Source organism: Streptomyces sp. NPDC031479, from assembly GCF_055581065.1.
The window spans coordinates 1-21,316 of the sequence record NZ_JBVIKC010000011.1 but is presented as its reverse complement, the minus strand read 5'-3'; the positions used below and the strand labels follow the sequence as shown (position 1 = coordinate 21,316).

Sequence of the window (21,316 nt, the reverse complement as noted above, 5' to 3'; positions counted from 1 at the left end):
TGTCATGCGGCGGGGCCGGGAAGCGGGAGCGGCTCGCGATCACGGGCCGCGGCCGGATCCACGGTGGCGGCGGCCCGCGGCTTCCGCAGTCCCTCCAGCCACAGGAGCCGCGCGATCTGCATCTCCTCGCCGGGCACGACCCCCAGGCGGTTGTTCATCAGGTGGATGTGGTGGAACGCGGTCAGGTAGTCGGGGCGGGGGAGCCCCGCCCGCCGCACCCGGAGCCAGAACTCGTCCGCGTACCCGGTCAACGCCTCTCGCAGAGCGGGCACTTGCAGCACCTGGTCGATCTGTGTGCGCAGTACGGCGGTACGCCGGATCGCCACGGGGTCGCCCGGCGAGAGCCCGGGGAGCGTACGGCCGAACGGCGCGTCGAGCCGGCCGCGCCCGGACCAGTACCACGCGTACTGGTGCAGGAAAGAGGTACGCGTCGCGGCGGGCAGCCGGGCGACCATCAACTCGGTGTGGGCCGCCGCGAGGGAGGTGCGCAACGGACGCAGCCGCGGGCTGGAGCAGACCAGCGCCGCCTCGCTGCCGCACTGCATCAGACGCTCGGCCAGCGCCACCCCGGCGGGGCCGCCGAACTTGCCGTGCTCCGGCTCGTAGAGGCGCTTGGTGACCATACGGTGGGCGGCCAGCGGTCCGCGCGGTCCGTCCGCGGCGGCGAGGACGTCCAGCGCCCGACGGAAGTCCTGGTCCAGCTCCCTTTCGTATCGGGCCAGTCGATCGGGCGTGCCCCTCAGCCGCAGGCGCAGCTGGAGACCGATCAGGTCGACGTACTGGAGGAAGAACCAGCGCAGTGCGGGGTCCTCGGCGGTGAAGCGGCGCACGGCCGGGCCGACCACCTGTTCCACCAGGTCACGTATCTCGGCGATGCTCGCCACGTACACCCGGTAGTAGAGCCATTCCTGCTGATCACTCACTGGCCGTCCTGCCTCAGCATCGCGATGAATTCGGTCGCCGCCGCGGGGTGGTGCGGGTCGGCCGCCCAGTGCCCGTCGCGGGCGGGCAGCGCCTCGGTGATCTCCACCGAGGCGGTGGCGTCGTCGATCTGCCGAAAGGCCGCCCACACGGCGTGCGGGTGGTCGAAGCCGACCCACTGGGGCTTGTGGTGGATGCCCTCGTGATCGGTGACGCGGGAGAGGAAGACCTCGTCCGGCAGGCCCAGTCGGGCGCGCCAGCGCTCCACCTCCAGCAGGAAGTCCACCGGTGACCGGCCCCGGCCCGGGCGGGGCAGTTCGCCGGGGGCCACCAGCCACGACGCCCGGCGCATGACGATCCGGCCCCGCTGGAGGCGCGGCCGGTAGGACGAGGGCGCTCCGGCACCACCGGCACCGTCGGTGTCGCCGGTGTCGCCGGTGTCGAGGACCCAGGGGTCGCTCAGCGTCGCCAGCAGGCGGTCCACCCCGTGGAGCGAGGCCACCGGGACGGCCCCCAGGTAGGCGAACGCCGCCGGATCCGCACGGGCGTCCCGGACCTGGAACGTGTGCGTGACGGGATCGTGGGCCAGGGTGAATCCCCGCAGGTCCTGTGTCCCGCCGTCGGCCTCGGCCAGTTCGGGTCCCCACCCGACGCGCGGCAGTCCGCGCAGAGCGGGGCGCTGGAACTCGATCCAGTCCGCGTGCGCGGACATCTGGTACACCCGGCAGCCGGGATGGAGATCACTCAGCCACCGCGTCAGTGCGTCGTCGATCCCGCTGCGCAGGGCGGGGATCGCCGCCCATCGGCCGACCATGCCGGGGAAGCCGCTGTGGACCCGGTTGACCACCAGGAGGTGGTCACCCCTCTCCACCTGCTCGGCCGATCCCGCGGCCACCTGGAAGAAGACGACGTGGCTCGGCCGGCTCAGCGTCCGGTCACCGCGCATCTGCCCCTCCGTCGGCACGGCGCCGACCGGCAGGCCGGGCACCGGCTGCCACGTCGTCGCCGGAGCGGCGGCCAGGAACCGGTAGCAGAAGGAGAGCAGGTCGGACGTTCCGCCCGTGCCGTACCACCGTGTGAAGTGGCCGAGCATCCTGTCGTACAGGGCCGCACGCCGGATCGACGGCGTGAGCGCCGAGGCGGCGGTGTGCAGATCCGCCCTTACGGCTTCGCCCAGCCTCGGGCTCGCAAGCGGGTCATGGGCGACTGCCTCGTGCACAAGCCCCGCACCGGCCAGCCAGTCGGGCGGCCGACGGTCCTGGGCACGGCAGGCCTCCACCAGGGTGGTACGGGCCCGGGTGACCGCCCGGGCGCGCTCCCCCGCGTCGGCGTCACCTGCCACGAGCTCCTCCGCCCGGGCCAGGGCCCGGACCGCCTCCGCGACCGGTCCGGGCGCCTGCCCGGTGGTGCGTCCCAGCGCGGTGAAGTGGCGGCCCTCGCCGGCACTCCACGGGGTGACCGGGAGGAGCACGCCCATGGCCACCAGCCGCCGCACGGAGGCGGCGTCCGCCCCGAACTCCTCAAGGGCCGCGATGGCCTCGGCGACGGATACCGGGCCGGCGGGCAGGGCACTCAGCCTCCCCCGTACCTCGACCACATCGGTGATCTCGTCCGCACGCAGGTAGACCCCGCCCGCGTGGCAGTACAGCGGGAGGGCGGCGAGTTCACTTCCGCCGACGGCCCGCACGCTCGGGTTGGCGAGCAGCCGCAGACCCGCGGGCGCGTCCGGGTGACCGACCCAGGAGCGCAGCAGATCCAGCGCCGCCGCCCGGGAGGAGGAGACCACCCGGGCGGGGAGCGACGGGTACGCCGCCGCCTGGCCGCCGTGCCACTCGGCCACACCGACGGTGGTCAAGGTGCCGAACGGGCTGGGCTTGACGGCGGCGCGCGACAGATACGCCGCGGCGCTGCGTGCCAGCCGGGAATCCCACGCGGGAGCCCTGCCGGCACGGTGCCCCAAGAGCTCAAGGGTGAAGGAGGGGCTGGCCAGCGAGAGGCCGCGCGCGATCCGCTCCTCCCGCAGCAGGCCCGTCATGGCGGTCCCGGCGTCCGCGATCTCCTTGTCCGCCACCCGCTCGGCCCGTGCCACCAGTGCGGCCCGCTCCCGGACCGCCGCGCACCACAGCTCCAGCCGGTCTCGGGCCTCGCCGTCGAGCCAGGGGGCGACCAGCGCGGCCGCCTGCTCCGTCGCCCCGGTCAGCCGCAGGTTGTGCACGTCGCGGCGCAAGCGCAGCGCGCCCCTGCGGACCGCCCGGTCGAGCCCGTCGGTCGGCACCAGCCGGTGCAGATCGTCGGCCACGGCCTCGGTGATCCGTTCGGCGCGGTCCTCGCGGTCCAACGCCTTGCGCACCAGGGAGAGCGTCTCCTCGGCCCGCAGTGCCTCCAACGCCCTCACCGGCAGTCCGCAGACCCGGGACACCACAATCGGCGCACTGTCCACCATGACGGAGTTCCCTCGCTCTCGATTCCGTGCCCTGCTCAAGGGAGCAGGTGCCGCACTTCCTGCTGCCACTGCGGGTCGTTGCCCGGACGCCAGTCGGCGGCGTGACGAGCGCTCTCCCCGAGCGGCCTGATCTGCGGCGCGCTGCCCAGCAGGAACTCGCCGACGGCCGACTCCTTGAGGGGATCGAGTCCGAAGGCGCGCTCGGCCAGCTCGGAGTTCCCGCTGCCGAGTCCGCAGGCGGCGAGCCCCATGGCGGTGGCCACCAGGTACAGCGTCTGGTAGAGGACACCGGCGTGCTTGAGCGTCACGGCGTAGGCGATGGACTGGTACTTCCACGAGAGCCGCTGGAACCTCGACGTCATCGTGATGAGCACGTCCGGGACCGCCTCGCCTCCGGTGGAGAGGGATCCGACGTCGAGCAGGTTCTGCCGCAGGCCCGGGTCGGCGTTCACCAGACGCAGGCAGTGGTCCAGCGCGTCGTAGTGGTAGATGCCCGGCTCGATGCCCTCGCAGCGCCTGATGGTCAGGTACAGCTCCAGCTCGTAGGCCGCCCCGCCGCACGGATAGGGCCTGGTCGAGCCGGCGTACGGCATCTTCTGGTCCGGACGCGGCCCGTAGGTGCCGCGGACGCGCGCCGTCCGGTAGAGGAATTCGCCGAGCTGCCGCGCGTCGAGCGGGCGCTCACCGTAACTGCGGATCGACTGCCGGCCTTCCATCACGGCCAGGAGGCTCGGGTCGTTGGCGAGGACGTCGGTGAGCAGTGGACGGAACAGCGGGATGGGCTCGCCCGGCGGGGCCGGCTTGACCGGCGGCAGCGGTTCGATCGTGCCGACGTACGGGAAGCGGCCGCCGTACGGTTCGTCGGTGCGGCCGAGGCGGCTGCGCGAGTGGAAGTACAGGTCGTGGAAGTCCCACTGGCGCAGCACCTCGTCGTCGTCGGCGGCGAAGACCGGCGAACCGTCCCGGTGCGTCCCCAGGTCGGCGAAGCCCGCTCCGACCAGGTGCCCGAGCACGGCGGCGACGGCCTCGGCCGGCAGCTCCCCGGAGGCCAGCTCCCGGGCGGTCGCCGTCTCGCCCAGGGCGGAGGCGACCGCGGCCGCCTCGGCCGACCTGAGCACGCAGCGGTAGGCGGTCAACGGTGTCTCCACCACCAGCGCGCCCTCGCGCCGGCGCAGCAACGCGAACTTCGACAGCCGGACCGGGGCGTCCAGGGGGACGTCGACGACCTCGTACGGTTCGGCGGGGGCGGTGGCCTCCACCGCCATCAGCTCCACGTCCCGGTACATCAGGGAGCGGGCCAGGAACGGCGAGATCCGCTCCAGCACGCGGGTGAGCTGGCGCTCCTCGTGCGTGTCGAGACCGGCGGCGAGCCGGTCGGTCGGCACGGCGTGGCGGGCGAGCCGCTCCAGCACTCCCAGGATCCCGGGGGTGACCCCGCGCAGCCGGTACCCGGTCTGGTTGCGCAGCGACAGCAGCACCGTGGAGTCACGGTTCTCGCAGAGAACGCCCTGGCGCAGGGCCGTGGCCTCGGTGAGCGGGCCGTGCGGGATCACATCCGTGTTGGTCATCAGAGGAACATCGCAATCGGGTTGAGGTCGTCTTCGGTGGGCTTGCGGTCGAGCCAGCCCAGTTCGACCGGTACGTCGTAGAGGCGGCCGGGCGCGTAGCGGGGCCAGAAGTGACGCATCCCCGGCACGATGACCCGGGCCACCGGCAGGCCGATGTCCACCCGTGTCTGGTCCAGGACGAGCATTTCCATGCCCTTGTCCTCGACGGCACGCTGCGCGCGCAGTACGTCCTCGCGCAGGTCCGTCGAGTGGTGCTCGGTGTAGTCGGCGGCGGTCCGTACGACCCCGTCGGCCGGCCGCATGTACGGCTGGTTCTCCACGGTCGCGGTCTTCCACCACTTCAGCTGGTCCGGGTCGTTGTAGGCGTAGGTACCGGAGCCGTCCGCACCCATGCCGATCACGGCGGGCAGGAACTGGTTCATCTCGGACAGCGCACGCCCGATGGCGATCTTGATGTCGAAGTGCGAACCGAGCGCGAAGAGGACGTCCTGCACCGGCTTGTCCGTGCGACGGGACACGGCGACGACCGACGGGATGCCCAGGTCGTTGGTGACGTCCAGCACCCACGTCTCGCGGCCGAGCGAACGGTAGCGGTCCTGCCACTTGCGGAAGTACGGGTCGTCGAAGCTGTCCAGGTCGATCCGGGGCATCCGCAGCCGGTGGTACCACCACATGGCGACGCTGTCCCGCTCGACGAGTTCGAAGAAGCCCTGCAGGATCGCGTCCTCCAGGGTCGTGCCGGCCGCGCACCCGTTGGAGTTGGCGCCCGCGTTGAAGCGCACCGCCTCGCCGGAGCTGGAGTACGAGAAGTACAGCGCCGAGGTCGGCAGGTACTTGTGGCGCTGTTCGGTCAGCGACCAGACCGGCGACCAGTCCACCGGCTCGGCGGGGTCCATCCGCGGCGACACCCAGTGGAAGTGCGAGGGCCGCGCGTTCCACTCGAGCCGGTCCGCGAACTGCCGGTCGCTGTACTGGTGGAGCAGGTTGGGCTCGATGGCCCGGTCGGCGCCGAGCTCCTCGTACGAGCTGGTGATGCGCGCCTCGTCCCGGTGGTACACCCCGGAGTACCGCTCGATCGCCTCGCCGAGGGCACTCGCCCTGGCCTGTACGTCGCTGATGCCCTTGCCGGAACTGGCGCTGCGCAGTCCGGCACGCAGGTCGGCGGCGTTGGCCATCGGCACGGCGAAGTTCTGTCCCGCCGTGTACGTGTGGAGCCCTTCGACGTCCAGCGGAACCTTGACCAGGCTGCTCACCGGGCCGCTGATCGGGCTGACCAGGTGCTGGAAGGTGTCGAGGAACTCCTGCGGGTCCTTGGCACGGTGGCCGCCGTCCGATGCCACGGCCTTGACCTGGCTGGACAGTTCCACCGGGCCCCGCTGCCGCTTCGCCTGGAGGTCCGGGTCGCCACAGGCCGGGCACTGCGGGCGCCGGGTGACCGGGTGCTGCTCGGTGCGCAGGGTCAGCGTGTCGAGGGACGTGACCTGGTCGCGGGGGACGTCCGTGCCGGGCAGGGCACCGCCGACGGCCCCGGCGAGCCACTTCGCGGCTTCGAGGGCGGCCAGTTGGGCGGCGACCCCCACGGTGGCCGGCACATCGGTCACCGAGTTCACCAGGACGTCGGTGAGGACGCCGCGCTGGCGGAGGTACGAGGTCAGCATGTGCTTGTTGGCCAGCCGTATGCGCAGGCACTCGTAACACGCGCTGACGCCGGGCTGGAAGACCGGCCCCAGCCACACCGTCGCCCCGACCGGCTTCACCAGCAGCCACGGCTTGCCGCCGGCGAGAGCCCGGCGGTTGATGTCGTCCAGTTCCGGCCGCAGGTAGTCGTCGGTCAGCACGACCGTCAGTGCGCTGTCCGGTGCGTCCGCGAGACGGATGCCGAAGGCCTCGGCCGCGTCGGTGAACCACTGGGCCCGTACGTCGCCGAGAGCCACTACGTCCACACCGGCGTTCTGCACCGTACGCACGGCCTCGTCGCCGTTCACGCCGAGCAGCTCCCAGTAGCCCCCGGCGCGCGGGTCGACCGAGGCGTCGCTCTCCACGACGTGGCCGGCGGCGATGAGCTTGTCCAGGGCGCGCCCGACCCGCTCGGGCGAGAACTCGCCCGAGAGCCGGTCCGCGATCTCCTCGCGGGTGTGGCCGCCCTGCAGCAGCGGGGCCATGAGCTCGATCATCCGGCCTTCCAGCCGGAGCTGGCCGGACCGCTCGGTGGTGAGGTAGACGCCGTCCCCTGCCACGGTCGTGCTGCGCACGTACCTCTTGAACCGGGTTGTGGTGCTGGTCATGGTGCGGTTGCCTTTCCTTCTCACGTCAAAGTCGTTGCGTCGAGGTCCGCGAAGAGGCCGCGGGGTGCGGCCGACGCGTCGTAACTGCCGGATTCGGTGATCCGTCCGCCGGAGACGACCACGACGCGGTCGGCCCGGCGGATGGTGCTGAGGCGGTGGGCGACGACGATCCGGGTGATCCCGAGGGCCCCGATCGCCGTGCTGATCTCGTCCTGTGTGGCGTTGTCCAGCGCGCTGGTGGCCTCGTCGAGAAGCAGGATGCGCGGCTCGCCGACGAGGGCCCTGGCGATCAGCAGGCGCTGCAGCTGTCCGCCGGAGAAGCCGGACTCGCCGTCCGTGACCCGGGTGTCCATGCCCATCGGCAGGGCGCGGATCTCCTCTGCGATCCCGGCCAGCCCGGCGGCGTGCCAGGCGGCTTCCTCGTCGTGCTCCAGGGTGCTGCCGAGGATGACCGAACGGACGGTGCCGCGCAGCACCTTGCTGTCCTGCGGGACGTATCCGATCTGCCCGCGCACCGCGCCGAGGTCCAGCCCGGCGAGGTCGTGCCCGTCCAGCAGTACGGCGCCGGCGTCAGGCCGGTCCAGTCCCAGCAGCAGCCGCAGCAGGGTGGACTTGCCCGCACCCGACTCGCCGATGACCGCCAGGAACTCGCCGGGCGCCACCGTCAGGTCGACACCGTCCAGGACCGGCTCCGCGGATCCCGGGTAGCCGAAGGTGACCCCCCGCAGCTCGGCACGTCCGGTGAGACGGCCGGGCACGACGCCCGCGGGCGGCGTCTCGGGCTCCGCCGACAGGATGGGTTCCAGCCGGGCGTAGGTGGTGCGCAGCGTGAAGACCGCCTGGAGCACGCCGGGCAGCCGGCTCAGCGCCAGGTTCAGCTGGACGCCGGCGAAGGACACCGCCCAGATGCCGGTCATCCCGATGCCTCGCGACTGGACCACCGGCAGGAGGACGCACAGCAGCAGCGGCAGCGCGGCGGCGATCAGCGCGGCCGACACCTCGGCATGGCGCAGGCCCGCGTCGTCGGCACGCTTCTGGGCGTCGAACCCCTGCCACCACCTGCGGAAGACCAGCTTCTGCGCTCCGTACGCGCGGACCTCGTCGATGCCGAGCAGCGCCGGATAGACGGTGGACTGCACGCTCTCCACGGCGTCGTACACGCGCATGTCGTGCCTCTGCTGTGCCCACGAGAGCCATCCCAGCAGCGCCAGCAGGCCCGCGGTGACTGCCGCGGCGACGAGACCGAGCACCCCGTCGACGAGCATGAGCAAAGTGATCGCCACGGCGGAGAAGAGCGCGCTCAGCAGGGCGTCCAGGCCGGAGGGGCCCAGCAGGGACCTCAGCCGGCCGATACCCCCGGCGTGGTTGAGGAGCCGCACGCTCGAATAGCGGCGCAGGAAGGGCAGCGGAAGACTGAGCACCCGCTCCCAGACGGCCGGTTCCACGGCGGCCTCGATGTGCGTCTGCAGTCCGCTGGTGGAGCGGTCGCGCATCTCGGCGAGCAGCCGGCCCAGCGGGACGGCGCCGAGCACCGCGGCACACGTCCAGCCGAAGAGGGAGTCGTCGTCGGTGAGGACCGCCGTGATGAGCAGCATCGAGCCGATGGGGGCGGCGAAGGCCAGCACCGCGGCCAGCAGGCCGCCCAGCAACGTACCGGTCAGGGGCATCGCGCCGCCGCGCACGGAGAACCGCAGCAGGCGACGGCCCGTGATCCCGGTGTGCGGCAGCCGGGGCCGCATGACCCAGCAGTTCTCGTCGAACCCCCTGGCGTCGGCGGCCGTCAGCGCACGTCCCGGCGCACCCGTTGCCGCGACGGCGGTCCAGCCCCGCCGGGTGGGCAGCAGTGCCACCGGTTCACCGCCGCGGGACGCGAGCAGGGGAACCCTCGGCAGCCGGGTGAGCGCCTCGCCGACCGGCACGCGGTGGGCCCGGACGCCGCACCGCTCGGCGGCCGCGGCCACCGGGTCGGGGGCGTCCGGCGAGCGGTCCGGCAGCGCCTCCCCGGATACGCCCAGGGCGGCGAGCAACGGCTCCAGAGCGTCCCGGTGGGCGGCCCACGCCTCTCCCGCCGGGGTCACCGGCTGGCTCCGAGCAGTTCGCGGTACTGGCCCTGCCGGGCGGACAGGTCGCGGTGCGTACCGAGCTGGGCGGGTGCGCCGCGGTGCAGTACGAGGACCAGGTCGTCCGGTTCCACGATGCCGAGACGGTGGGTCACCACCACGGTCGTGGTTCCCAGGCGGCGCAGGTTGGCGTCGACCCTGGCTTCGAGAGGGCCTTCGAGCGCGCTCGTCGCCTCGTCCAGGACCAGCAGTGCGGGTCGGCGGCACAGGGCGCGGGCGAGTGCGAGCCGCTGCCGCTCGCCGCCGGAGAAGTTCTGTCCGTTCGGCTCCACGCGGGCGTCGCGCGGACCTCCCCGGCGGGCTACGACCCCGTCGAGGCAGGCGGTGGCCAAGGCCTGGTCGATCAGGTCCGGGGCGAACTCGTCGTCGCCGAAGGCGACGTTCTCGGCGACGCTCCCCTCGAAGAGCACGGGATGCTGGCTGACGTAGCCGACGGAGCCGGGCGGCAGGTCGGTGACCGGGATGCCGTCGAGGGTGACCGAACCGGCCCACGGGGCGCTGCTTCCCACGACGAGACGGGCCAGGGTGGACTTGCCGCTGCCCGTGGCTCCGACGACCACGAGGCGGCTGCCGGGCGGCACCCGCACGTCGACGCCGCGGACCAGGGGCGGACGGTTGACGTCGTACCCGAATTCCAGGGTGCCGAGTTCGAGCCGGCCGGCGGGTGCGGAGGCGGCGCCGGTGCGGGGCGCCGCGGTCCCGGTGGCAACGGGGACCGCGTCCGCCTGGGCCGCGTCGGTGGTCTCGCCACTTCGAGGCGGCCGCGCGGGATCGTCCGGCCCGACGGACGAACCGGCGGACGAACCGGCCACGTCGGCGAAGGCCGCGAAGCCGGCGCGCAACTGCCCGAACGACAGACCGCCGCGCGCCACTGCGCCCGCCGACGCCTGGAAGACACCGACCAGGGTGATGACGGACATCAGATCGGGCAGCGCCATGGCACCCCGCCTGACATCGGCGGCCGCCCAGAGCACCGAGGCGACGGAGACGAGGGAGTCGACGACCGTGGCCGTACCCAGCATCCGCTGGGCCGACCTCATGGACTGGTGCGCCACGGCCAGACCACGGGCATGGGACTGCTCCCAGCGATCGAGCAGCACCGTGGTGGCGGCCTCAGCCTTCAATGTCTCGATCATGTTCAGGCCGCTGATCATCTCGCCGTCCCGGGAGGCCTGTTCGGCCAGCAGCCGGCCCTGTCGGGAGGCCTCGTCGGTGGAGGCCCGCCGCAGGATCGCCATGGAGCAGCCGACACCGCAGAGCACGAGCACGGCGATACCCGGGGCGAACCAGGCCAGCACGGCCAGCACGACCGCCATGCTCACGCCGCCGACGAAGACCGGTACGACGGTGCCGGCGAGCTGGTTGGCGATGGTGTCGGCGATCTGCACTCTGGCCGCGACCCCGCCCGTGAACCGCCGCTGGAAGAAGGAAGCGGGCAGATCCAGCAGCGTCCGTACGAAGAAGCGGGAGTGGTCCACCGACAGGCGGCGCAGCAGCGCCGACTGCAGTCGGGTCTGCATCCAGGTCGCGGTGAACGCGGCGACCGCCGCACCCCCCAGGGCCCACAGCATGGTGCCGGCTCCGGCGGAGCCGGGACGGGCCGTCTCCGTGACGACGGCCCGCATGAGCAGTGCGGTGGCCACGGCCGCCAGGGCGGCCGACGTGCCGGCGATCACCGCCCCGGCCAGCAGACCACGGCGCGGGCGTGCCCAGGACAGCACGTCGCCGCGCAAACGGTGCGGCACCCCGGCCGGGCGGAAGTCCTCCGTGGGCGTGAAGACGAGGGCGATGCCGCTGAAGAAGGCACGGAACTCGGCCATCGGCATGAGTCGGTGGCCGATCGCCGGATCGTTGAGGCTGACGGCCCCCCGCTCGGAGACGTGGTCCAGGACCACGAAGTGGTTGCCGCCGACGAAGAGGATGGCGGGGGCCGCCAGGGACCGCATGGTCCTGGCGTCGGCCTGGTCGTCGCCGGACAGCCGGATCCGCTTGCCGCTTCCCGCCAGTCCGTAGTGGGCGGCGGCGCGAATGAGGGTGGCGGCCGTCACGCCGTCGCGTCCGCCCCCGCACACCTGCTGCAACTCGCCCCAGGGCACGTGCCGTCCGAACCAGGCCAGGAGGACCGACAGGCAGGATGCTCCGCAGTCGGCCTCCTCGACCTGGCGCACATGCCGGGTTCTGACCGGGCGGGCGACCGCGCGCTTCGGGGAAGACGTGTCGCGCATCCTCACGCCTCCAGCCCGGATCCCAGCCGCACGGGGAGGGCGGCGGGGCTGTTGAAGGTCAGCTCACGTCGCCAGGGAAGGGAGTCCTCGGTCTGCGCGAGGGCGACGCCGTCCTGGGCCAGCCGGGCGAGCAACAACTCGGACTGGAGAGAGCCCAGCCCGGCACCGAGGCAGAAATAGGCGCCGTGACCGAACGACATTCCGGCGTTCTGGGTGCGGTCCCAGCGGAATTCCAGCGGCGCCTCGAACCGGCGGGGGTCGAGATTGGCGGAGGCGAAAGCGAGCAGCACGATCTCCCCCTTGCGTATGACGACATTTCCGATCGGGAGGTCTTCCGCGGCGACACGTGCCCCGAAGGTGACCGGCGCGCGCAGGCGGATCGATTCTGCAAAGGCTGGGGCAGCCCATTTCCCAGGGTCCTCGGCAACCCGCTGCCATTCCGCCGGCCGAGTGAGCAGACAGAGAAGGGCATTGGTCAGGCCACTGGTGACCGTATCGACCCCGGTCATGAAGAGCAGCAGAACCATGTTGACGACTTCGTCATGGCTCAGCTGGCCGCTGCGGCGCGACGCGTTGAGGCGAGAGATGACGTCGGTGGCATTGAGCGCGTCCCGCTCGCGGACCACCGCTTCGACGTAGGAGCGCAACTCCCGGAAGCCCTCGACGGAAATGGGATCCGCCGTCGGCCGGTTGCCGGGGAAGCTCTTGCCCAACTGGGCCAGCATGCCCCGCGACCACGTCGTGACCTGAGCCCAGTCCTCCTCCGGCAGGTCGAGCAGCGCCGCTGTGACCAGAGAGGGCAGAGGGACCGCCACGCGGGACACGAACTCGCATCCGCCCTCGGCCGTGGGGCCGGCCAGGAGCGTGTCGATGATGTGGGAGATCTTCTCGCGCAGACGCTCGACGGACCGCCCTGTGAATTCCCGGGCGAGTACGCCGCGGAGCCTGCGGTGGTCCTCCGGCGCCCGCACGGACATCGAATTCCCGAAGAACTCGGTGAAGTCCGGGTTCTCTTCCCGCATCTCGGCCGGGAAGTCGGGGCTGACCATCGTGAGCCCGGGATGGTTGCTGAATTTCGCCACCAGATCGTGGCGCGAGATGACCCACAGCCCGGGAAAGTGAACAACGGGCGATTCTGTGACCAGCTGCGCGAAGAGATCGGTGTTGTCGGCGGCGGAGTCCTCCTGCATGGCGAACCAGCGCCACACGCGTCGCGCACTCTCAGTCGTTGACACTCCCACATTCCTTAACGGCCTGGCACTTTCATGCCGTAACAAAACTGGACGGGTGCTGCACCCCGTTGTCCCGCTGGACGGTGATCCAGCGGCGGGGCGCAGCACCCGAGGCGCTACTCAGCCACACTGATGACGGTGCATCAGGTGGCGCAGCCGTACGTGCCGAAGCAGGTCGGGCAGCCCATCGATCCGAGCGTGCCGAAGCAGTTGGTGCCACCCGCCTCGGTCAGCTCCTCGATCGCGATGTCCTCCGCCAGGGCGTTGCCCGCGGCGTCGATCTCGCTGCGCATGACGTCGAGAGAGTTCATGTAGTTCACCTCCTTCTGGGAATCGGGTCGGCCGCGAAGGCCGTGGTCCGCCATACTGAGAAGTGCCGGCAACGGCATCCGGCGTCGCCATCGACCCGTGGACGAGGTTCTCTGCATGAACCTCGTAAACGTCCGTCCTGGCGATGCCGGGCCGCGGCCTTGCGGCTCAGTGAGAGCTGGCGGTACCGACGGATCCGGCCGAAGAGGGGCAGCCCGCACATCCGACCGTGCCGAGGCAGAAGCTGCCGCCCGTGGCGTCGGTCAGGTCCTCGATGCTGATGTCCTCGGTGTGGCCGGCCGACAGCTCGGCCGCGAGGATTCCATCGTCGATCATTTGTTCTCCTGAGCGCGTCGAGACGTCAGTGCGATGTCGTGGTGCCGTACGAACCGGCCGAGCTCGGGCAACCGAAGGTGCCGGCCGAGCCGAGGCACCAGCCCGCGCCGCTGGCGTCGGACAGCTCCTCGATGGCTACGTCCTCGAAGAGGTCGAGGTCCGCTTCCGCGATGGTGTCGTTCACTGTTCACCTCCTCTCGACAACAGAGGGTCCACACAGCGCCCTTGCAGGTCCGCGTCAGCTCCAGCTGAACGCGGTACCGATGCAGGCGGGGCAGGTGGTCGAACCGAAGGTGCCACCGGTGTTGGTCGTGCCACCGGCACCGGCCATGTCACCGAGCTCCTCGATGGCGATGTCGTCGAACTCCTCGACGATCTCGATGTTCTGGGTGTTCTCCATGCTTTTCACCTCCCCTCAAAATTCGCGATACAGGCGGGAAAGGGCCTCTAGCCGAAGCTGGACGCAGTTCCGGCAGAGCTGGGGCAACCAGCCGACCCGACACAGAACGCGGTGCCCGCACCGGCCGTGTCCGCGAGTTCCTCGATAGCGATGTCCTCGTGCTGAACCGGGGCATCCAGAGTGTTGTTCTCCATTGTTTTTCCACCTCCATTCCGTCGGCACATGACGCGCCGGAATTTTCCCATGCCGAGGAGAGGCCGCACGGAAGTGCACCACAGAACGGGCATGGAGAAATGAAACCGCACCACTGAGAAAGGGTGGGGAAGTCGAAAGAGGCAATTCCCGGAGCGCAGAGAGACGCGCGCCGCCCGACTCGGGCCGGAGATGCCGAAAACCGTCGGCGAACACGAGAAGGAGCCAGAGGAGGGCGAAATGACTTCGCGCCATCACGAGTACCCGCTCGACGACATTCGCGAGAGCCTCAACGAGCCCGCATGGGCAGGCAGAAGACAGGCAGGCAGGCAGGAGCTTCACTCACTGCTTCGCGAAGCCGCAGACGTGGCGGCAGTCAGGAGAGCCTGTCAGAAAAGGGCAACAACAAGCAGGCCGATCACGATGACCGCCGCGCTGATGCCGAAGATGGGTGCCCACTCTCGCAGGTCATCCCTATAAGTCTTGTGGCCGCCACCCTGGGACCCACTGCCGGCTACAACGCCCGCAGATCCACTGTCCCCGCCGTAACCACCCGAGTCCCCGCCGTGCACAGAACTACCCCCGTAGTTTGTTTCGAACCCGTGCAGACGGCTTGTTTGGCACGGGCGCCCCGCCTTGGCGTTGGTCTCCGCCTGGCGTGTTCGCAACATTACGAACACGAATGGGGCGTGTCAATTGCAGCCCCGAGCACTCCAAACCCCTCCCCGAAAGGGGACAAACTCGGACACAATCAGAACATTTTCCGCAGACCTCGGCACGCAAGACGACACGCAAAGAGTGGCAATCCGGACATACTCCACAGGTAGTTGCACATTCAATTCCCGAAACCCTGCCGTCACTTGACCTCCCTTTACTTCCTCTTTGTGATTCCAGGCCCCGATCAGGGAAATTTGACTCGCGCGAATTCCCACTTCCTCGTGAATCCTCAACGGAGGCTCAATTCTGTTGAGCCTCCACTCCTCGGCCCCCGGCGATTCAACGGACGCGGCGACCGGCGCGTGGTCCCGCCGGCCACACTCTCGTCTGAGACCGTGCCCGAGATCTGCCATGTCCCGCTGCTGAGACGTTCGTTGACCTCACCGCGGGCGGTCTTGGGGGTGGGTCTTCCACGTCGCGCGGACCGGGTGCTCGCTGCGGCCCCGGCGCGAGCGCGTCCTCCCCTACTCCGGGTCGGCCGCATTCGCCGGCGCTCCGGCCGGGCCGGCTCCCCGGCAGATCGGGGTCCTCGCTCGGGCCACCCTGCTGCCGGTCATGGAGATCAACCGGAAACAGACGGGGCAGTAGCACTCATCGGCCCAGCCGGTGCCGAACGTAGTCCGGCTGGGCCCCACCGAGCTCGATGTGGTTCTCGTCGAGTCCGTTGACGATCCGCAGACAGCCCCCGGCGAAGGCGAACTCCACCGTCACCGTTCCGGCCGCCAGGTCACGGCCTGCCGGCCGCCACTCAAGGAGCGCGACCTCGCGCAGTTCCTGGCCGACGAACGGTTCGAGGCGCCCATCGCGCTGAGACCACTGGGGCGTCAGTTCGGACCACTCCCACCCGGCGATGTCCGCCGCGGTGTCGATCGTGTCCCAGCCGATCGAGAGCTCGTCGAACTTCCAGTGGCAGACCTCCACCTGGACGCCGTCGAAGTCCAGCACCACCGGGCACTCGGCGAACCAGTCCCCGTCCTCGACGAAACGCACCACGGCGAACCGCGTCAACCGCCTGCCGGCGAGCGCCGCCAGCCGTGATCCGTGCGCCTGTCGAACCGCGTCGAGCCCGACCAGGAAGGACGGCTCGAAACCAGAGATCCCCATCTTCACAGCCTGAGTCTCCCGACCTTCTGCCCGGTCGGCCAACACGTATCGACCAGCCGGATGCCCCGAACCACTTGACGGATCGGACCGGAACGCGACGGCGGAGTCCGTCCCCGAACCGCCGGCGCAGCTCGGGTGGCTTCCCCATGCGAAAAGCCGCCCCTCGAACCGGGTTCGACGTCCCGTCCGAGAAGCGGCTCTTCCGTGCTGATGCGCCGCCAGGGGAGACGGCGGGCGCGCGTCAGGCACGCCTCAAGAAGTCGCCCATGGCGCGCACGCCGGGTAAAGGTACGGGTCAGACACCCTTTGCGATGGGCTCCAGGATCGCCACGCACTCCACGTGGTGCGTCATCGGGAAGAGGTCGAAGACGCGCAGCGTGCGGACCTTGTAGCCGTTGTCGGCGAAGTACGCCAGGTCGCGGGCCAGGGCCGCCGGGTCGCAGGCCACGTAGGCGATGCGGCGGGCGGAGAGGCCCGCGATGTGGCGGACCGTCTGCTTGCCGGCGCCAGCGCGAGGCGGGTCCAGGACGACCAGGTCGCATTCCGTGATGCCGGTCTTCGGGAGGACGGCTTCGACCTTGCCCTGTTCGATGCGGACCCGGGGGAAGTCCGCCAGGTTGTGGCGGGCGTCCTCGACGGCGCGCTTCGTCGTCTCGATGCCGAGGACGGCCCCGGTGTCGCCCAGGCGCTCCGCCAGGGCGCCCGCGAAGATGCCGACGCCGCAGTACAGGTCGAGGGCCATCTCGCCCTTGCGCGGCATCAGGCCCTGCATGACGGCCTTGATCAGGGTGTCGGCGGCCTGCGGGTGGACCTGCCAGAAGCCGCCCATGCCGACGCGGTACGTACGGCCGTCGGCGCGCTCGCGGACGAAGGGACGGCCGTGGACGCGGTGGACGCCGCCGTCCTTCTCCTCGACCCGGAGGACCGAGACCGGCTTGTCGAGTTCCACGAGGGGCAGGCGGCCGCCGGGGCGCGGGGTCAGGACCACCTGGCGGTCGTTCGAGCCGGAGGCCGCGATGGCCTCGACCGACGCCATCTGGGGCCAGTCCTGCTTCTCGATGCCGAGTTCCGAGACGCCCGGGGCCGCGATCATGCAGTGGTCGATCAGCTCGATGTCGTGCGAGCGGTGCTTGCGCAGGCCCGCGTTGCCGTCCTCGTCGATCGCGAACTGGACGCGGGTGCGCCACTGCGGGACCTGCCCGGCCGGCAGCTTGTCGCCCTCGGCCGGCATGACGGTGCCGTCCCAGCCGGCCTCCTCCGGGGTGAGGCCGGCGAGCCGCTTCAGCTGCTCGGCGACGACCTCGCCCTTGAGCCGGCGCTGGGCTCCCGGCTTGGCGTGCTGCCAGTCGCAGCCGCCGCACTTGCCGGGGCCGGCGTACGGGCAGGGGGCCTCGACGCGGTCCTTGGAGGCGTCGAGGACCGTGATCGCGTCGGCCCGCAGGAAGCGGGAGTCGGACTCGCCCTCCGTCACACGGGCGATGACCTTCTCTCCCGGGAGGGTGTGGCGGACGAACAGGACGCGGCCGTCGGCGGTGCGGGCGATGCAGTGGCCTCCGTGCGCGACGGGACCGACCTCGACCTCGTACTCCTCCCCGACCAGTGACTGCTTCTCGTTCTGCTCGGTCATGGTGGGGAGGCTCCAGGAGGTCAAGGTGAAGACAAAGGGAAACGGCCGGACGACCGACCCACCAGTTTACGTGGATCTCGTCCGGCCGTTCACCATCCCTTCCGGCGCTACTTGCCCGCCGGGTCCTTCGGCCGCGGGCGCGGAGTGTCGACGGGACCGCGGCGCACCGCGCCCGGGGCGTTCCAGTCCTGGCGCTTCTTGGCCCGCCGCTTGGCGAGCTCCGAGGACTCCAGCTGGTAGGGCACCGAGGTGACCATCACACCCGGAGTGAAGAGCAGGCGGCCCTTGAGGCGCAGCGCGCTCTGGTTGTGCAGCAGGTGCTCGTACCAGCGGCCGACGACGTACTCGGGGATGTAGACGCTGACGGCGTCGCGCGGGTTCTCGCTGCGCAGCCCCTTGACGTACTCGACGACCGGCCGGGTGATCTCGCGGTACGGAGAGTCGAGGATCTTCAGCGGGACGTTGATCCCGCGCCGCTCCCACTCGGCCTTCAGCGCCTTGGTCTCGTCAGCGTCGACGCTGATGCTGAGCGCCTCCAGGGTGTCCGAGCGGGTCAGCTTGGCGAACGCGAGGGCGCGCAGGGTGGGCTTGTGGACCTTGGAGACCAGGACGATCGAGTGGACCCGGGAGGGGCGCACGCTGTCGTCGCTGGGGCCCTCGGCGGCGGCGATCTCGTTGGCGACCCGGTCGTAGTGCTTGCGGATCGCGGTCATGGTTCCGTAGAAGATCACCATGCCGAGCAGGGCGACCCAGGCGCCGTGGGTGAACTTCGTGGCCAGGACGACGACCAGCACCATGCCGGTGAAGAAGGCGCCGAAGGTGTTGATGGCCCGCGAGCGCTGCATCCGGCGGCGGGCGGCCTGGTCGCGCTCGCTGCGCAGGTGGCGGTTCCAGTGCCGGACCATGCCGATCTGGCTCAGCGTGAAGGAGACGAAGACACCCACGATGTAGAGCTGGATCAGCTTGGTGGAGTCGGCGTCGTAGATCCACACGAGCAGCATGGCGGCGCCCGCGAGCAGCACGATGCCGTTCGAGAAGGCGAGCCGGTCGCCGCGGGTGTGCAGCTGGCGGGGCAGGTAGCGGTCCTGGGCGAGGATCGAGCCGAGCAGCGGGAAGCCGTTGTACGCGGTGTTCGCGGCCAGGAACAGGACGAGCGCGGTGGCGGTCGCCAGCAGGATGAACAGGAAGCTGCCGTTGCCGAAGACGGCCTCGGCGACCTGGGAGATCACCGGGTGCTGGACGAAGGAGTCGCCGACCGGGACGCCGTTGTCCAGCAGGTTGGTCGCGGGGGCCTCGGCCATCTTCACGTCGGTGGCCATGGCCAGCCCGATGATCCCGCAGAACATCGTGACGGCCAGGGCGCCCATGAGGGCGAGGGTGGTGGCGGCGTTCTTGCTCTTGGGCTTGCGGAAGGCGGGCACGCCGTTGCTGATCGCCTCGACGCCGGTCAGGGCGGCACAGCCGGAGGAGAAGGCCCGCAGCAGCAGGAAGACCAGCGCGAAGCCCGCCAGCCCCTGGTGCTCCGCCTTGATCTCCAGGCCGGCGGTGGGTGCCTCCATGGTGTCGCCCAGCACGAGGCCGCGCCAGGCGCCCCACGCGATCATCACGAAGACGGCCCCGACGAACACGTACGTCGGAATGGCGAAGAGTTTCCCGGATTCCTTGACCCCGCGCAGATTCATCAGCGTGAGGAGCAGAATCATGATCATCGCCGAGAGCACCTTGTGCTCGATGACGAAATCGACGGCGGAGCCGAGATTCTCGACGCCGGAGGAGATCGATACGGCCACGGTGAGCACGTAGTCGACGAGCAGGGCGCTCGCCACGGTGAGACCGGCCCTGGGCCCGAGGTTGGTGTTGGCGACCTCGTAGTCACCGCCGCCGCTCGGGTACGCGTGGACGTTCTGCCGGTAGGAGGCGACCACCGTGAACATCAGCACGACGACCGCGACCGCGATCCATGGGCTGAAGTGGTACGCCGACACACCCGCGATCGACAGGACCAGCAGTACCTCGCCCGGGGCATAGGCCACCGAGGAGAGCGGGTCGGATGCGAACACAGGAAGGGCGATCCGCTTGGGGAGGAGGGTTTCCCCGAGGCGGTCGCTGCGTAGCGCCCGGCCAATCAGGATCCGTTTGGGCACGTCGGTCAGTTTGGACACGCAGAGGATCGTAAGCGTTCGAAATCCGGCTGACGAACCCCCCGCCCCCTTATCCGTGGCGACGGGCCCCCAATACGGCACCCCACGAACCCCAAAAGGCCACACTGGTGACCGCCCGTGTGTAGCTTGGGCCATGGTCTGAGACCCTGTTTAGCCAGAGCATGCAATGAGGCTGGTAACCAGCGAGCCGCTGTCAGCCGGAAGGACGGCCGTGCACATCGTCATTATGGGCTGCGGAAGAGTGGGCTCCGCCCTCGCGCAGACCCTGGAACAGCAGGGGCATACGGTCGCGGTCGTCGACCAGGACCCCACCGCATTCCGCCGGCTCGGGGCTTCCTTCGGCGGCCGCCGGGTCACCGGGGTCGGCTTCGACCAGGACACCCTGCGGGAGGCCGGGATCGAGGACGCGGGCGCCTTCGCCGCGGTCAGCAGTGGTGACAATTCCAACATCATCGCCGCCCGCGTGGCCCGGGAGATGTTCGGCGTCGAGAACGTCGCCGCCCGCATCTACGACCCCAAGCGCGCGGAGGTCTACCAGCGCCTCGGCATCCCCACCGTCGCGACCGTGCGGTGGACCGCCGACCAGATGCTGCGGCGCCTCCTGCCCTCGGGTGCCGAGCCGCTGTGGCGCGACCCCAGCGGCGGTGTGCAGCTCGCGGAGGTGCACACCTCCGCCGCCTGGATCGGGCACAAGGTGAGCAAGCTCCAGGAGGAGACGGGCGTGCGTGTCGCGTTCCTCACCCGCCTGGGCGAGGCGATGCTGCCGACTTCGCAGACGGTCCTGCAGGAGGGCGACCTCGTCCACGTGATGATGCGCACGGACGAGATCGACAAGGTTGAGGCGGCCTTCGCCGAGGGGCCCGAGGAGGCACACGCATGAGGGTCGCGATCGCCGGAGCCGGCGCCGTGGGCCGCTCCATCGCGGGCGAGCTGCTGGAGAACGGCCACGAGGTGCTCCTCGTGGACAAGGCGCCGACCGCCATCTCGGTGGAGCGGGTCCCCCAGGCCGAGTGGCTCCTGGCCGACGCCTGCGAGATCACCTCGCTGGACGAGGCCGCGCTGCAACGCTGCAACGTGGTCATCGCCGCCACCGGTGACGACAAGGTCAACCTGGTCGTCTCGCTCCTCGCCAAGACCGAGTACGGGGTCCCCCGGGTCGTGGCGCGGGTCAACAACCCGAAGAACGAGTGGCTCTTCAACGAGTCCTGGGGCGTCGACGTGGCGGTGTCCACCCCGCGCCTGATGTCGGCCCTCGTCGAGGAGGCCGTCAGCGTCGGCGACCTGGTACGGCTGCTGCGCTTCAGTCACGGCGACGCCAACCTCGTCGAGCTGACCCTGCCGGCCGACTCCTCGGTCGCGGGCACCCAGATCAGCGAGATCTCCTGGCCGGAGGACACCTCGCTCGTCACGATCATCCGGGGCAACCGGGTGCTCACGCCGCACGGCGAGGAGACCCTGGAGCCCGGCGACGAGCTCCTCTTCGTGGCCGCCCAGGCCCGCGAGGAGCAGCTGGAGGACCTCCTCCAGGCCCGTCACTGAGGTACCCGTACGGCGAAGGGGCGGGGAGACCATCCGGTCTCCCCGCCCCTTCGCCGTGTCCGTGGCCGTGGCCAAACGCCGGGCGCCGGGCGCGGGGGGTGTTCGACACCTCACTCCCGCGCGGCGGCCCTTGCCA

17 protein-coding genes are annotated in these 21,316 nt (G+C 70.5%); 2 read left to right on the top strand and 15 right to left on the bottom strand.

Annotation, left to right across the window (positions count from 1 at the left end; all coding sequences use genetic code 11):
• Positions 1-2 precede the first annotated feature (2 nt).
• The 15 genes from ACZ5D2_RS14710 to ACZ5D2_RS14640 all read right to left on the bottom strand — a co-directional run bounded on the left by ACZ5D2_RS14710 (position 3) and on the right by ACZ5D2_RS14640 (position 19,641).
• On the bottom strand, positions 3-923 hold the full coding sequence (locus tag ACZ5D2_RS14710; RefSeq protein ID WP_371676260.1) for a thiopeptide-type bacteriocin biosynthesis protein: 921 nt from the start codon (positions 921-923) through the stop codon (positions 3-5).
• Positions 920-3,364, bottom strand: a complete 2,445-nt coding sequence (locus ACZ5D2_RS14705; protein WP_371676261.1) for a lantibiotic dehydratase — start codon at positions 3,362-3,364, stop codon at positions 920-922. Before ACZ5D2_RS14705 ends, ACZ5D2_RS14710 begins: the two co-directional genes overlap by 4 nt.
• Before the next feature lie 35 nt (positions 3,365-3,399).
• Complete coding sequence (locus tag ACZ5D2_RS14700; protein WP_371676262.1) at positions 3,400-4,932, bottom strand: SagB/ThcOx family dehydrogenase; 1,533 nt, start codon at positions 4,930-4,932, stop codon at positions 3,400-3,402.
• Entirely contained in the window at positions 4,932-7,217 is a 2,286-nt protein-coding gene (locus tag ACZ5D2_RS14695) for a TOMM precursor leader peptide-binding protein (RefSeq protein ID WP_371676263.1), read from the bottom strand. The genes ACZ5D2_RS14700 and ACZ5D2_RS14695 overlap by 1 nt, the downstream gene beginning before the upstream one ends.
• A 20-nt stretch (positions 7,218-7,237) precedes the next feature.
• Positions 7,238-8,134: an ATP-binding cassette domain-containing protein gene (locus ACZ5D2_RS14690; protein ID WP_468929532.1), complete on the bottom strand. Its 897-nt coding sequence runs from the start codon at positions 8,132-8,134 to the stop codon at positions 7,238-7,240.
• Between the two features lie 1,157 nt (positions 8,135-9,291).
• Positions 9,292-11,562, bottom strand: a complete 2,271-nt coding sequence (locus ACZ5D2_RS14685; protein ID WP_371676265.1) for an ATP-binding cassette domain-containing protein — start codon at positions 11,560-11,562, stop codon at positions 9,292-9,294.
• A gap of 2 nt (positions 11,563-11,564) precedes the next feature.
• Positions 11,565-12,797: a cytochrome P450 gene (locus ACZ5D2_RS14680; protein ID WP_371676266.1), complete on the bottom strand. Its 1,233-nt coding sequence runs from the start codon at positions 12,795-12,797 to the stop codon at positions 11,565-11,567.
• Positions 12,798-12,937: 140 nt separating this feature from the next.
• Positions 12,938-13,105, bottom strand: a complete 168-nt coding sequence (locus tag ACZ5D2_RS14675) for a hypothetical protein (RefSeq protein WP_371676267.1) — start codon at positions 13,103-13,105, stop codon at positions 12,938-12,940.
• A gap of 166 nt (positions 13,106-13,271) precedes the next feature.
• Entirely contained in the window at positions 13,272-13,439 is a 168-nt protein-coding gene (locus ACZ5D2_RS14670; RefSeq protein ID WP_371676268.1) for a thiocillin family RiPP, read from the bottom strand.
• A 25-nt stretch (positions 13,440-13,464) separates the two neighbouring features.
• Positions 13,465-13,623 (bottom strand): thiocillin family RiPP, encoded by a 159-nt coding sequence (locus ACZ5D2_RS14665; RefSeq protein WP_371676269.1) that lies wholly within the window; start codon positions 13,621-13,623, stop codon positions 13,465-13,467.
• 54 nt (positions 13,624-13,677) lie between these two features.
• Positions 13,678-13,839 carry a RiPP peptide gene (locus tag ACZ5D2_RS14660; protein ID WP_371676270.1) on the bottom strand — a complete coding sequence of 54 codons (162 nt, stop codon included), beginning with the start codon at positions 13,837-13,839 and terminating at the stop codon, positions 13,678-13,680.
• Between the two features lie 47 nt (positions 13,840-13,886).
• Complete coding sequence (locus ACZ5D2_RS14655) at positions 13,887-14,033, bottom strand: thiocillin family RiPP (RefSeq protein WP_468929335.1); 147 nt, start codon at positions 14,031-14,033, stop codon at positions 13,887-13,889.
• Between the two features lie 1,306 nt (positions 14,034-15,339).
• Positions 15,340-15,852, bottom strand: coding sequence for a hypothetical protein (locus tag ACZ5D2_RS14650; RefSeq protein ID WP_468929332.1), 513 nt, complete (start codon positions 15,850-15,852; stop codon positions 15,340-15,342).
• Positions 15,853-16,147: 295 nt separating this feature from the next.
• Complete coding sequence (locus ACZ5D2_RS14645; RefSeq protein ID WP_468929329.1) at positions 16,148-17,479, bottom strand: class I SAM-dependent RNA methyltransferase; 1,332 nt, start codon at positions 17,477-17,479, stop codon at positions 16,148-16,150.
• A 107-nt stretch (positions 17,480-17,586) separates the two neighbouring features.
• On the bottom strand, positions 17,587-19,641 hold the full coding sequence (locus ACZ5D2_RS14640; protein ID WP_266842947.1) for an APC family permease: 2,055 nt from the start codon (positions 19,639-19,641) through the stop codon (positions 17,587-17,589).
• A gap of 211 nt (positions 19,642-19,852) precedes the next feature.
• On the opposite strand from ACZ5D2_RS14640, the gene ACZ5D2_RS14635 reads away from it, so the two are divergent.
• Positions 19,853-20,521: a potassium channel family protein gene (locus ACZ5D2_RS14635; protein ID WP_266842945.1), complete on the top strand. Its 669-nt coding sequence runs from the start codon at positions 19,853-19,855 to the stop codon at positions 20,519-20,521.
• Positions 20,518-21,180: a potassium channel family protein gene (locus ACZ5D2_RS14630; RefSeq protein WP_266842943.1), complete on the top strand. Its 663-nt coding sequence runs from the start codon at positions 20,518-20,520 to the stop codon at positions 21,178-21,180. The genes ACZ5D2_RS14635 and ACZ5D2_RS14630 overlap by 4 nt, the downstream gene beginning before the upstream one ends.
• The last annotated feature ends 136 nt before the right edge of the window (positions 21,181-21,316 follow it).